This window comes from Pandoraea norimbergensis, assembly GCF_001465545.3.
In the GTDB taxonomy this organism is placed as follows: domain Bacteria; phylum Pseudomonadota; class Gammaproteobacteria; order Burkholderiales; family Burkholderiaceae; genus Pandoraea; species Pandoraea norimbergensis.
In genome coordinates, this window is record NZ_CP013480.3 from 2,528,732 (window position 1) to 2,541,781 (window position 13,050).

A 13,050-nucleotide genomic window follows, 5' to 3' on the forward strand; every position below is an offset into this window, starting at 1 on the left:
TCACATGAAACGCATCGCACAGACGATCGTATTTTGGGGCGTACTGCTCGCCCTGTGGGAACTGGCCGTGTCGTACTTCAAGGTGCAGTCGTACCTGATGCCGCCACCGTCGGCGATCTTTCGCGCTGCTTGGGAAATCCATCCGCAGATGCTGGCCGATACGTGGGTCACGACCGTCGAAGTGCTGACCGGCTTCGTGGCAGCGGTGGCGGGCGGTCTGCTGATCGGCGTGGTGATCAGCTACAGCGCATTTGCGCGCCGCACGCTTTACCCGCTCGTCACGGCGCTGCAAAGCATGCCGAAGATTGCGCTCGCGCCGCTCATGATCGTGTGGTTCGGCTATGGCTTCGCGTCCAAGCTGGCGTCCACGTTCCTGTTCGCCTTCTTCCCGGTGGTGGTCGCCACCATGGGCGGTCTGGCCTCGGTGGCGCGCAACCTTGACGAGCACTTCCGGGCACTCGGTGCGAGCCCGTGGGACACCTTCTGGCGGCTGTACCTGCCGGCGGCGCTGCCCGCATTTGCCGACGGTCTCAAGATCGCCATGCCGCTGGCGGTGATCGGTGCCATCGTCGGCGAGTTCATCGGCTCGGAAGAAGGGCTGGGGCATCTGATCGTGTTCGCCTCGGCGGCGGCCCGCACCGACGTGATGTTCGCGGCGATCCTGATGGTGACGCTGCTGGCCGTGGTGCTGTACTGGGTGATCGAGCGTCTGGCACGCATGGTCTGGTGGCGAGGAATCAACGTATGAATACCGTGACGAAACTGCACACGGCGGCGCAGGCCGCCCCTTCGGTGGATGCCGGTCGCGCACCGGCGGCCCAAACCGATGAAGCGATGATCGAGATTCGCCACATCGACAAGACCTTCGCGGGCAAGGCGCGCAAATCGGCACCGGTCCGCATTCTCGACGACGTGTCGCTGTCGATCGCCGATCAGGAGTTCGTGTCGATTCTCGGCGCGAGCGGTTGCGGCAAGAGCACGTTGCTGCGCATCGTCGCGGGGCTGGTGCCGCACGACGGTGGTGAGATTCGCGTGGCGGGGCAGCGCGTGTCGCGTCCGGTGCCTGAGATCGGTGTGGTGTTCCAGACGAGCAACATGCTGCCGTGGCTGACCGTGCGGCAGAACCTGTTGCTTGGTACGAGCCTGCGCAAGATTCCGAAGGAGAAGAGCGAGCCGCGCGTGGCCGCGCTGCTGGAAATGCTCGGCCTGTCGCAGTTCGCCGATCACCATCCGCACGAGCTGTCGGGCGGTATGCGCCAGCGCGCGTCGATCGGTCAGATTCTCGCGCTTGAGCCGAAGGTTCTGCTGATGGACGAGCCGTTCGGTGCCCTCGACGCACTTACGCGCGACAACCTCAACGTCGAACTGCTGCGCATCTGGCAGGAGCATCGGCAGACGGTGCTGCTGGTCACGCACAGCATCGAAGAGGCGGTATTCCTGTCGGATCGCGTCATCGTGATGTCGGCACGTCCCGGCAAGATCGTGGAAGAAGTGACGATCGATCTGCCGCGTCCGCGCGCACCGCAGACGATCAAGCAGCACCCGCGCTACGCCGGCTACATCGCGCAGCTCTCGCAATTGATGGGAGTCTACTGATGTCGCAGGCAACAACCCCGGTGGCCGACTGGCAGGTCGCGCGCGAGCGGATGCGCGCCCTTGGGCCGGTCTGGACGAACGACATTGCTGCCGGCCGCCGCGCGGTGCTCGACGCTTACACGCCGCTGCTCGAAAAAGCCGACGTTGCGGCGACCGATGGCTACGACGTCGTGCGCGACGTAGCTTACGGCTCGCATACCCGTCACCGGCTCGACGTGTATCGGCCGAACCCGTTACCCGATGCGCCGATGCCGGTCGTCGTCTTCGTGCATGGGGGTGGGTTTGTGCGCGGGGACATGAACGCCAACGCGCAGATCTATGGCAACGTGCCGCGCTATTTCGCGCGTCACGGCTGTCTGGCGGTGAATGTGGAATACCGGCTCGCCCCGGAAGCGGCATTCCCGGGCGGTGCGCAGGACGTGGCCGATGCCATGCGCTGGGTGCATCGGCACCTCGGTGAGTACGCGGGAACCGCTGGTGCCGATACCTCGCGCATTCTGCTCATCGGCCATTCTGCGGGCGGCTCGCACGTCGCGAGCTATCTGTGCGATCCGCGTCTGCGTCCGGCACAACCCGAAGTGGCGGGCACGGTGTTGATCAGTGCGCGCTTGCGTGCCGATGTGCTGCCCGATAACCCGAATGCCCCGGGCGTGGTGGCGTACTACGGCGCTGACGCAGCACGTCATGAGGCGGACGCGCCCATGGCTCATGCCGATGCGTTGCCGGTGCCCGCGATGGTCGTCGTCGCGGAATTCGAGAATCCCCATCTCGATACCTACGCGCTCGAGTTTTGCCATCGACTGTCGCAGCGTGACAAGCGCGCGCCGCGTTTTGTTCAGGTGCGCGATCACAACCACACGTCGGTCGTTGCCCACATCGATACGGGGGACGACGCCCTCGGTCGCGAAATTCTGCAATTCCTGCACGAACTCAACCCATCGCCTTGATGCGGTCCGCGCCTGCCTGATGTGATGAAAAAGCGGTAGCAAACACACAGGCAGCGCAACACATCTCTCCCTACCTCCAAGGAACTGTCATGGTCGATCAAGCATTGACCGGGGCGTTTGCGCCCGTCGTCACGCCGTTTCAAGCGGATCTGACGCCGGATGCCCCCCGTTTTCTCGCGCATTGCGCATGGTTGCTGTCTCACGGCGTCGGGCTCGCCCCGTTCGGCACGAACAGCGAAGCGAACTCATTGGGCACGCAAGAGCGCATGGCCTTGCTCGATCATCTGATCGACGCTGGGCTGGACCCGCGACGCATGCTGCCGGGTACCGGCTGCTGTGCGCTGCCGGAAACCGTGGCACTGACGCGTCATGCCGTGGCACGCGGTTGTGCCGGCGTGTTGATGCTGCCGCCGTTCTTCTACAAGGGCATTACCGACGACGGTCTGTACAGCTACTACGCGCGAGTGATCGATGCCGTGGCCGACGACCGTTTGCGGCTGTACCTGTATCACATCCCCGCGCTGTCGGGCGTGCCGATCACGCTGCCGGTCATCGAGCGCCTGATTCGCGATTTCCCGAACACAGTCGTCGGCATCAAGGACAGCTCAGGCGATTGGCAGAATCTGAGCGCGATGCTCGATGCCTTCCCGGGCTTCGGCATTTTCCCTGCGTCGGAGTCGCTGGTTTCGCGTGCTTCGGCGAAGGGGGCGAAGGGCTGCATCTCGGCGACCGTCAACATCAATCCGGCCGTCATCGGTCAGCTGTGCCGCGAATGGTCTGGCGACAACGGCCCGGCACTGCAGGCGCAAGCCGATGCCGTGCGCAGCGTCGTGCAATCGTTCCCGATGATTCCGGCGCTCAAAGCTGTGCTCGCGTCACAGCGCGACGATGCCGCGTGGGCCCAACTGCGCCCGCCGCTCTCGGCGTTGAGCGAAGCACAACACGCGGCCTTGCACGCGCAATTGGCGGCGTGCGGTTTCGCGCTGCCGGGCTGAGCGGCGATGCGCGGCGCGTTGCGGTTTTCTCAAAGGCCGGGCCGGCAGCTTACGCGGCGACGGGCCATGGCCGGGCACGCGGGCGCGCGTGTGCTGGGTGTCGTGCTCGGCATGAGCGTGTATGAGATGTCGCACGCGCAGGTGCAGATCTACGGGCTACTCACACCCATGACCGATGGGGTCAGCGTGAGCGGGCGCCATGTGCCTGCCGGGACACCACGCCCGACACAAGCGCCGGCGGGCGCCATCAATGTCGGCGAGGCGACCAGCACCCGCATGATGTCGAGCATTTCGTACTTCGGCATGCGCGGCAAGGAAGACCTTGGCGACGGGTATTCGGCGATCTGGCAGATCGAGACACCGGTCGCCATCGACGGCAAGGCGTCCGGCGTCGCCATTGCGGGACGCAATACGAACGTGGGACTGGCGGGGCCGTTCGGCACGGCGTTTCTCGGCAACTGGGATACGCCGTACCAATGGTCCACGTTGTCGGTCGGCTCACCCGTGCGCAATCCGTACACGGGCGATCTGAGCACGATTCTGAGCAACCCCGGCTTCAACGTGCCCAACACGACCACGCAGTCCGGGCGCGTAAACAACGCGGCCGATGCGACCTTCAATCGTCGTCAGGGCAACAGCATTCAGTACTGGACGCCGGATTGGGCCGGTCTGCATATGCGGTTCTCGTATTCGCCGTCGCAGGGCAAGGTGGCGACACCTGCGGGGGATATCTCGCCGCAGGTGTTCGGTGCAGGCCTCGAATACCTGAATGGCCCGCTGCGCGTGCGCTACGCCTATGAACTGCACAAGGACTATTTCGGACTGGCATGGCTGGGCGCGCCCGCGTCTGGCAATCCGTCCAACGCGGGTTCGCGTGCGACGGGCTCGACCGACGACGCGCACAAGGTGCTCATCACGTTCACCTATGCGGGGACGAAATGGGTGGCCGGGTGGGATCGCCTGACGTATCGCACCGACGACGGCACCGTCGGCAACCTGAATCGCTACCGGCGCGATGCGGTCTACGCGATGGTGCAGCACTGGTTCGGTGGCGGCCAGCATTCCGTCTGGATCGGCGGTGGCTATGCGATGGACGGCGCGTGTTCACGCAGTGGCGGCGGGGCGTGCAGTACCGACGGGTTGGGCGCCACCCAAATGAATCTGGGTTATCGCTACGACTTCTCGCGCCGTACCGATGTGTATGTGGCGTATTACCAAGTGATCAACCGCGCGTGGGGCAGCTACGGATTCTCACCGCGGCCGATCTCCGGCAACGGCGGCAATGCACCGCCGGGCACGCATTATCGCGGCGTGGGTGTGGGTATCGAGCACAGTTTCTGATGGTGGAGTTTCATCCACGAAAACCATGGCGTTCAGCTATTCCCAAACCCCATACCCACCGATGATTTCTTGATTGTACATAGCGAAAACGGCTGACTAGACTTGCCAGCACGGTAGTGGGTGAATTTTGTTCGCATTCCTTATCGATGATGCGACAACCTGACGCCGCACTGGCGTGAGTACTGAAAGACAGAAGAACAGGAGACGAAATTGAGTACAACCAAACCGGGCTTCGACAGCATTGTCGAGCGGGAGAAGGGCCTGCATCGCGGCCTGACGAGCGGTCAGTTGTCGATGATCGCCATTGGCGGTGCGATCGGCACGGGGCTGTTTCTCGGCAGCGCGTTTGCCATCGGCTTTGCCGGGCCGAGCGTGCTGCTCAGTTATGCCATCGGCGGTGCGATTGCACTGTTGCTGATGGGGTGTCTGGCGGAAATGACCGTGGCGCACCCGACGTCAGGCTCGTTCGGTGCATACGCAGAACACTACATCGGGCCGCTGGCTGGCTTTCTGGTGCGTTACGCGTACTGGTCGTCGATCGTGTTCGCCGTGGGCACGGAAGTCACGGCCATCGCTGTGTACATGAAGTACTGGTTTCCCGCAGTGCCGGGCTGGTACTGGATCGTCGGTTTCTCGGCGGGGCTCATCGGTATCAATGCCGCCAGCGTGAAAGTGTTCGGCGCGGTCGAGTATGCGTTCTCGATGCTCAAGATCGTGGCCATCGTGGCCTTCCTGATGCTGGGTGCGTATGTGGTATTCCGCGCACCGGCCGAGAGCGGCATCGGTATTGCCAACTACACGTCACACGGCGGCTTCTTCCCGAAGGGCGCGTGGGGTATGTGGGTTGCCGTCATCGTGTCGATCTTCAGCTATCTGAGCATCGAAATGATTGCGGTGGCGGCGGGCGAGGCGCAGGACCCGCAGCGCGCGATCACGCAGGCATTTCGCGCGACGATGTTCCGTCTGGTGTTCTTCTATCTGCTCACGCTGGCCTTGACGCTTGCCATCGTGCCGTGGAGTGCTGCGGGTGAAGATGGCAGCCCGTTCGTGAAGGTGATGGCCGCCACGCATATCCCGGGTGCCGCAGGGGTGATCAATCTGGTGATCCTTGTCGCGGCGCTCTCCGCCATGAACAGTCAGCTCTATATCACCACGCGCATGATGTTCAGCCTGTCGCGTGCCGGTTATGCGCCGCGCCGCTTCGGTGAAGTGAGCCGCAACGGCGTGCCGGTGGCGGCACTCCTGCTCTCGACCATCGGTATCGCGCTCGCCGTCGCGCTTAACGTCATGGCGCCGCAGGCATCGTTCACGCTGATGATGTCGGTGTCGATGTTCGGCGCGATGTTCACGTGGCTGATGATCTTCGTCACGCACCTGTACTTCCGCCGCCGTCATGAGGCGAAGACGCTGAGCTTCCGCATGTGGGGCTATCCGTATGCGAGTCTCACGGGGGCCTTGTTGATGCTGGCCACGCTCGTCACGACGTACTTTACCGACGAGTTCCGTATGACGCTGGTCTACGGCGTGCCGTTCATCATCGCGCTGTCGGTGGTGTACTTCGTGTGGTATCGCGGGCGTGCTGTGGCAGCCGCGCCTGCTGCGAAGATTCAAGGGCAGGGGAACTGACCGTTCCCCTGGTCCCCGGTTTTTGCTGCTGCATCAGACAGACCCGGCAGGTCTTACGAGATCTTCGCCGGGTCGATTTCCAGCGCGATGAGTGCCTGAGCTGCCCGACGCGAGGCGTTGTCATTCTCGACGTTGGCCACGTCATTGGCCGACTTGCCTGCCTCGCGCTGCATGGCCGATTGCAGCAACGCCGTCAGGTTGCTGATGTGCGATGCCGATGCGGGCGTGGTCACGTCGCTGACCAGCTTGGCCAGTTCATAGCGTTTGACGTTCTTTGACTGGCTGGCCGAGCGGCTGGCCGTCGCGTGATCGAGCAAGCCGTCGCGATAGCCGATGTCGGTGACGCTTTGCGCCGAATCCTTCACCGTCACGTATTCGTAATTCTGCGTCTTTGGGTCCGTCGTCAGATTCAGCGGCACGCCCACCCACAACGAGCGATGGAAGCTCGCACTCAAATCCGCCTGTGTTTGCTGCTTGATCGTGCGGTTGAGCATGTCCTTCCCGCCGATCGCCGTCTGCTGCGATATCTTGTAATCGAAGCCGTCAACCTCGTTACGGTGCAGCGGGTTGGGTGAATGCTGCGTTTGCGAGATCGACGCTGTGAAGTCGGCCAAGCCGCTTAATGTGGCGCGGTCGGTGCCGCTCAGGGGAATGCGCGGCAGGGGCGGGGCAGGCGGGTAGTTGCTGTTCATCGCCGAGAAGGCCGACTTGAACATGGCCATCGTGGCCGCGTCGCCGTTACCGCGTGTCTGTGCCGTGTCGAAGCGGGTCAGCCACGCGTCGATCGCTTCGGCCTGTGCCTGCTTGCTGCCGATCACCTGAAGATTCGTCAGATCGACCTTCACATCGAACGTGCCCACTGCGCCGCTTGCGCTGAGCGAGCGCTGCGTCGCGTCGGCATGAAACGCGAACGTTTGCGGCTTACGGTTGGCGTCCAGCGTCGCATTGAGATCGACTGACGTCAGTACCGAGGTGTCGAAACCGGTCAGTCCGCTGAAATCCACTGTAGGCGGCTGCTTGGCCAGACCGGTCACAGCGCTCTGGAACGCGTCGGCGAGTTTGCCGATGGCATCGCGCTCCGCGTCGGTCAGCGTGCCGTTGGCGACCGAGAACGTTGCCGACAACCCGTCGTCGTTGCTGCCCAGATTCACAGTGACCTTGGCGCCGCTCGCGGTCATGATGGTCAGCCCGAACCGATTGTCGGCGTTGGCCTGCAATTGCGCTTGCTGCACGGCGAGATCGGTGTCGCTCGGCGGTACGGCCGAGGTCGAACGGATCACCGTCTGCGTGTAGGACGTGGTGCCCTTCGCAATGGCATTCAACATTCCCGAACCCAACTTTTCGAGGCGGTTGCCCAACGCCGACGTCGTGACGTTGCCCGACATCAGCAGCGAGAGCGAATCGGAGGGCACCTGCTGCCAGAGCAGCGTTGCGCCGTTGGCGACGGGTTGGCTGTAGGTCGGCCAGTTGGCTGCCGCCGGGGGAGGGGAAATCGTGACGCGAGTCGATTCGGACACGGAAGACGCGTTGGCATCCTGAGGGCCCGCCGTGACGGCGGTCGTGTTCGCGCGGGAAGCGACTGCGCCAGTATTCAGGGTGTTCAGTGCATTCGCGGCATTCAGCCCCGAAAGGGAAGTCAGTGACGTCATCTGGGGGGATCGTCGGAAGCGCCTCGTCTCAGCGCGCCTCACCGTGATGGTGCGGTTTTCGTAAGCTCCGGTAAGGAAACGGAGCGCCCACACGGTTTATCGACATCTCGCAGTCGTTATTTAGGGTTCGCCTGATGAAATCGATTCACTTGCGCGTGAATGCTTTGCATGAAGTTTGATGGACGGCGCGCTTGCTATGGATAATCGATGCGTGGCATTATGCAACATTCGAAGTTACGTAAACCGTACAGCGAGGGCGAAATGGACCGGACAATGCTGCAAGACGTGGATCACAAGGCCAATCAGGAGGCGACCATCGCGATGTTCGACCAGCACGCGGCGAACTACGACAACACGTGGCGCGCCATGTTGCCGTTGCGCGAGGCCATGCAACTGGTCATCGGCTACGTGTTTGCCGGGTTGCCTGCCGATGCGCATGTGCTGAGCGTGGGCACGGGGACTGGCGCCGAGATTCTTCATCTGGCCGAGCGCAATCCCGGCTGGCGCTTCACGGCGGTCGAGCCATCTGGGCCGATGTTCGATGTGTTTCGCCAGAAGGCCGAGGCGGCGGGCATTGCGGATCGGTGTGTCTTTCACCGTGGCTATCTGGACACCCTGCCGCCTAGTGAGCCGTTTGACGCGGCTACATCGCTACTTGTGTCGCAGTTCGTGACCGACCCCAGGGCGCGGCAGGGGTTCTTCCGTGGCATTGCCGAGAGGCTGCGCCCGGGAGGCTATCTGGCCAGTGCCGATCTCGCTTGCGACATGACGACAGACCCCGGGCGAAGCCTGCTGGATGTGTGGTTCAACATGTTGTCGGTGGCGCCGGAGATGCGTGAGCGCTCGCGCGAGATGTACGGTCGCCAAGTGGCGGTGGTGCCGCCCGACGTGGTGAGCGAAATCATTGCCTCGGGCGGTTTCGACGCCCCGGTGCGGTGTTTCCAGAGCGGCCTGATTCACGGCTGGTATGCCCGTCAGGCACTTGAGGCGTGATGGCACGATGAGAAGCGATAGCCGACTCTCCCGCATGTTGCACGTGCTGCTGCATATGGCGCGGCACGATGCGCCATTCACGTCCGAGCAACTCGCTCAGATGTTGCGTACGAACCCGGTGGTGGTCAGGCGGACAATGGCGGGCCTTCGCGACGCCGGTTATGTGCGCTCGGGCAAAGGGCACGGCGGCGGATGGTCGATTGCCTGCGACTTGCGCGACATCACGCTGCTCGACATTCATCGCGCCGTGGGCGGCCCGCACCTCTTTGCCATCGGCGTCGAGAGCGACAACCCCGAATGCGCCGTCGAGCGCGCCGTGAATGCGGCACTCGACGGGGCGTTGCGCGACGCGGAGGCCATCCTGATTGCGCGTCTCGGCGCGATCTCGCTGGCGGATCTGGCGCAGAACTTCGACGCCATGTGCCGTGACGGCGGCTGGACGGCCGAGGGACCAGCCGCCTAATTGGCAACCCGACTACCGGCGCGGCTTACTGCGCTGCGCTGAGTTGCGCCTTGATGGCCGCCTCGGTCTTGTCGTAATCGCCTTCGCCGAAGTGCGTGTAGACGATCTTCCCCGTCTTGTCGATGAGGTAGAAGCCCGGCCAGTACAGGTTGTCGTAGGCTTTCCACGTGGCGTAGCGATTGTCTTGCGCCACCGGGTACGTGAGACCGAAGCGGCGAATGGCATCACGCACGTTGCCGGTGTCGCGCTCGAACGCGTACTCCGGCGTGTGCACGCCGACGACGACCAGCCCCTGATCCTTGTACTTCTGATACCACTGCTGCACGTGCGGCAGCGTGTGGATGCAGTTGATGCACGAGTACGTCCAGAAATCGACGAGCACGACCTTGCCGCGCAGTTGCGACATCGTGAGCGGCGGGCTGTTGAGCCATGTGTCGATACCGGTGAACTCCGGCGCGACGGTGTTGCGTGCGGGGCCCGCAACCGAGGGCGTGCAGGCAGCGAGGCCGGTGAGGGCGAGGGCGACAAAGGCACTTCTGAGCAGGGGTAGCATGGCGTGAGCCTCCGGGGTAAGTCGGGATGAGGTGACTGCCACCGTGGATGGCAGAGCATCGATTCAGAAGAATCAGTGACGCCATTTCACCGCCCGGGCGTATCCGGCATGTGTGCGTGAGACCACGTTCCTGCAATGTCATGTATCGGGGTACCGGCCAGATACACAGTGATACAAACCGGTTTTCCGATTGGGCTATAAAGCAGACATCGAGTGCGCTGCGAGCGCACCTTCCCTATTCAACGTAAGGAGGCAAGAGATGTCGTCCCAACCGCTGCAAGGGTCCTGCCACTGCGGGGCCGTCCGTTTTGAAGTCCAGACGCCGGTCGAACCGGCCGCCCGCTGCAATTGCAGCCTTTGCCGCCGCAAGGGCGCGCTGATGTCGCCGGCCTTTCCCGAGGCGAGCCTGCGCATTCTCAGCGGCGCGGATGACTTGACCTGTTATCAGTTCAATACCCGCGTGGCCCGTCACTATTTCTGCAAACACTGCGGCATCTACACTTTCCATGCGTCGCGCACAATGCCCGGCATGTGGCGGGTGAACATTGGATGCTTGGAGGGGATCGATCCGTACGCACTCGATGCGTCCGTTGCCGATGGCCAATCGCTTTCGGTAGTGGAGGACGCATGAGACGCCTGCTGAGTCTATTCGCGTTTCTGGCGGGCGGCGTTTGCGCGGAACTTGCGCATCCGCTGCAATGCGACTTGGCACCAGCGAGCCGTGGCATGCAGCCGGTGCCAGAGCGCAGCCGTCGCCGCCTGCCGCTGGATTCGACCGGCGATGCCGACGGTCACCCGGCCGAAAACTCGTCGCTATAATCGCCCGCATGAACAAGATCGATCATGTGTTGATCGTCGACGACGATCGCGGCATTCGAGAGCTGCTCGCCGACTATCTCGAGAAGAACGGCATGCGTGTGAGCGTGGCCGCCAATGGACGCGAGATGCGCACGGTGCTGGCCGATGGCGCACCCGACCTCATCGTGCTGGACCTCATGCTGCCCGGCGAAGATGGCCTCGTGCTGTGCCGGGAACTGCGTGCGGGCAAGTTCCGCGCCGTGCCGGTGTTGATGCTCACGGCGCGCAGCGAGGAGACCGACCGCATTGTCGGGCTCGAGATGGGCGCCGACGACTATCTGGCCAAGCCGTTTGCCGTGCGCGAACTGCTCGCCCGCATCAAGTCGGTGCTGCGCCGCACGCGCATGCTGCCGCCGGGCATGCAGATCACCGAAACGGCTGAAGTGTTGGGCTTCGGCGAATGGCAACTCGACACCACGGCACGCCATCTGCTCGATACCGACGGCACGCAAGTGGCGCTCAGCGGCGCGGAATATCGGCTGCTGCGCGTGTTGCTCGATCACCCGCAACGTGTGCTGACGCGCGATCAGTTGCTGAACCTCACGCAAGGGCGGCAAGCCGATGCCTTCGACCGCTCGATCGATCTGCTGATCAGCCGTTTGCGGCAGCGCTTGCGTGACGGCGCTCGCGAGCCTCGCTATATCAAGACGCTTCGCAACGAAGGGTATGTGTTCTGCGCGAACGTCACTGTAGTCTCCGCACCGGAATGACCCAAACGACTTCGATTCGCCAGACCTTCTGGCATTGGCCGCGCTCGCTGTTCGCGCGCCTTGCGCTAATTCTCTTTGTCGGGCTGGCGTTGGCGCAGGTGCTTTCGTTCTGGCTGACGATGACCGAGCGCAATCGCGTGACGAACAACATGATGAGTATCTACATCGAGAGCGAAGTGGCCAGCTCGGTGGCGCTGCTCGATCATTTGCCAGCGGCAGAACGTGCTCAGTGGTTGCCGCGACTGGCTCGGCGTAGTTATCAGTTCGAGTTGGGGCAGGGCGTCCCGGGTGGTCACCCGGATAGCGAACTGGCTGCGCAGGTCGCACGAGTCATCGACGACGCGATTGGTGTTTCGTATCCACTGACGGTCAACAGCGTGCCGGGCGATCCTGACCGGCTGCAGGTGCATTTGCGTCTGACGGATGGCTCGCCGCTGACCATCGACGTGCTGCCGATGCCAACGATGCCGCTTTCCGGCTGGTTGCCTGCGGTGCTGGTGCTGCAACTGTTGATGATTGCCGCGTGTTGCTGGATGGCGGTGCGCGTAGCGACACGGCCGTTGAATGCGCTGGCAAAAGCGGCGGATACGTTGGGGCCCGATTTGCGGGCGGACCGATTGAGCGAGGAGGGCCCGTCTGAGGTCGCACGTGCGGCGCGAGCGTTCAATGCGATGCAGGACCGCATCGGCAGTTACATGACCGAGCGCATGCAGATTCTCGCGGCGATCTCGCACGATTTGCAGACACCGATCACTCGCATGCGCTTGCGTGTGGATACGATGGACGATCAGACGTCAGCCGTGCGATTGCAGCAAGATCTGCGCGAGATGGAAACGCTGGTCAAGGAAGGCGTGACGTACGCGCGCACGTTGCATGGTGCTTCGGAAGCACCGTGCAAGGTCGACCTCGATGCGCTGCTGGAAAGTCTCGTGTACGACTATGTCGACGCGGGCGAACCTGTCACGCTCACTGGCCAGATCGGCCGGCCGATGGTGACGCGGCCGCAAGCGTTGCGCCGTATCGTCGGCAATCTGGTCGATAACGCGCTGAAGTACGGCGGTGATGCGCAGATGGACGTCTCGACGCATGCGCAGGGTGTCGATATTGTGATTCGCGATAAGGGTCCGGGTATTCCGGACGAGATGCTCGAAGCCGTGTTTGCCCCGTTCGTGCGAATCGAGACGTCGCGCAATCGCAGTACCGGTGGCACTGGGCTGGGACTGGCCATCGCCCGGCAGTTGGCGCAGGCGATGGATGCAACGCTCACGTTGCGCAATCGCGAAGGCGGGGGGCTGGAGGCGCGGCTTTCGTTGCGTTAG

The 13,050-nt window shown here is 63.1% G+C and carries 14 protein-coding genes; 12 read left to right on the top strand and 2 right to left on the bottom strand.

Annotated elements, in window-relative coordinates; all coding sequences use genetic code 11:
* Positions 1–4 precede the first annotated feature (4 nt).
* The 6 genes from AT302_RS11125 (at position 5) to AT302_RS11150 (ending at position 6,505) form a co-directional block, all read left to right on the top strand.
* Positions 5–748 carry an ABC transporter permease gene (locus AT302_RS11125; RefSeq protein WP_058378496.1) on the top strand — a complete coding sequence of 248 codons (744 nt, stop codon included), beginning with the start codon at positions 5–7 and terminating at the stop codon, positions 746–748.
* Positions 749–834: 86 nt separating this feature from the next.
* Entirely contained in the window at positions 835–1,596 is a 762-nt protein-coding gene (locus AT302_RS11130) for an ABC transporter ATP-binding protein (RefSeq protein ID WP_218919011.1), read from the top strand.
* A complete protein-coding gene (locus AT302_RS11135) occupies positions 1,596–2,543 on the top strand; it encodes an alpha/beta hydrolase (protein WP_058378498.1) in 948 nt (315 codons plus the stop codon). Before AT302_RS11130 ends, AT302_RS11135 begins: the two co-directional genes overlap by 1 nt.
* Before the next feature lie 89 nt (positions 2,544–2,632).
* Positions 2,633–3,538, top strand: coding sequence for a dihydrodipicolinate synthase family protein (locus AT302_RS11140; protein ID WP_058378499.1), 906 nt, complete (start codon positions 2,633–2,635; stop codon positions 3,536–3,538).
* A gap of 66 nt (positions 3,539–3,604) precedes the next feature.
* On the top strand, positions 3,605–4,879 hold the full coding sequence (locus AT302_RS11145; protein ID WP_058378500.1) for a porin: 1,275 nt from the start codon (positions 3,605–3,607) through the stop codon (positions 4,877–4,879).
* 210 nt (positions 4,880–5,089) lie between these two features.
* Positions 5,090–6,505, top strand: a complete 1,416-nt coding sequence (locus AT302_RS11150) for an amino acid permease (RefSeq protein WP_058378501.1) — start codon at positions 5,090–5,092, stop codon at positions 6,503–6,505.
* A 53-nt stretch (positions 6,506–6,558) separates the two neighbouring features.
* Here the strand turns inward: AT302_RS11150 and AT302_RS11155 are convergent, their stop codons facing one another.
* Complete coding sequence (locus tag AT302_RS11155; protein WP_157125766.1) at positions 6,559–8,022, bottom strand: hypothetical protein; 1,464 nt, start codon at positions 8,020–8,022, stop codon at positions 6,559–6,561.
* Positions 8,023–8,427: 405 nt separating this feature from the next.
* On the opposite strand from AT302_RS11155, the gene AT302_RS11160 reads away from it, so the two are divergent.
* Both AT302_RS11160 and AT302_RS11165 read left to right on the top strand, forming a co-directional pair.
* Positions 8,428–9,147 (top strand): class I SAM-dependent methyltransferase, encoded by a 720-nt coding sequence (locus tag AT302_RS11160; RefSeq protein WP_058380262.1) that lies wholly within the window; start codon positions 8,428–8,430, stop codon positions 9,145–9,147.
* Positions 9,148–9,154: 7 nt separating this feature from the next.
* Positions 9,155–9,610, top strand: a complete 456-nt coding sequence (locus AT302_RS11165) for an Rrf2 family transcriptional regulator (protein WP_058378503.1) — start codon at positions 9,155–9,157, stop codon at positions 9,608–9,610.
* A gap of 25 nt (positions 9,611–9,635) precedes the next feature.
* On the opposite strand, the gene AT302_RS11170 is transcribed toward AT302_RS11165, so the two are convergent.
* The gene (locus AT302_RS11170; protein WP_058378504.1) at positions 9,636–10,163 is read right to left on the bottom strand and encodes a thioredoxin family protein; all 528 of its coding nucleotides are present in this window, start codon (positions 10,161–10,163) and stop codon (positions 9,636–9,638) included.
* A 259-nt stretch (positions 10,164–10,422) separates the two neighbouring features.
* Between AT302_RS11170 and AT302_RS11175 the strand changes: the two genes are divergently transcribed.
* The 4 genes from AT302_RS11175 to AT302_RS11190 are packed head-to-tail and all read left to right on the top strand — an operon-like array spanning position 10,423 to position 13,050.
* Positions 10,423–10,794: a GFA family protein gene (locus AT302_RS11175; protein ID WP_058378505.1), complete on the top strand. Its 372-nt coding sequence runs from the start codon at positions 10,423–10,425 to the stop codon at positions 10,792–10,794.
* A complete protein-coding gene (locus tag AT302_RS11180; protein ID WP_058378506.1) occupies positions 10,791–10,982 on the top strand; it encodes a hypothetical protein in 192 nt (63 codons plus the stop codon). Before AT302_RS11175 ends, AT302_RS11180 begins: the two co-directional genes overlap by 4 nt.
* Before the next feature lie 8 nt (positions 10,983–10,990).
* Positions 10,991–11,731 carry a response regulator gene (locus AT302_RS11185; RefSeq protein WP_058378507.1) on the top strand — a complete coding sequence of 247 codons (741 nt, stop codon included), beginning with the start codon at positions 10,991–10,993 and terminating at the stop codon, positions 11,729–11,731.
* Complete coding sequence (locus AT302_RS11190) at positions 11,728–13,050, top strand: ATP-binding protein (RefSeq protein WP_058378508.1); 1,323 nt, start codon at positions 11,728–11,730, stop codon at positions 13,048–13,050. The genes AT302_RS11185 and AT302_RS11190 overlap by 4 nt, the downstream gene beginning before the upstream one ends.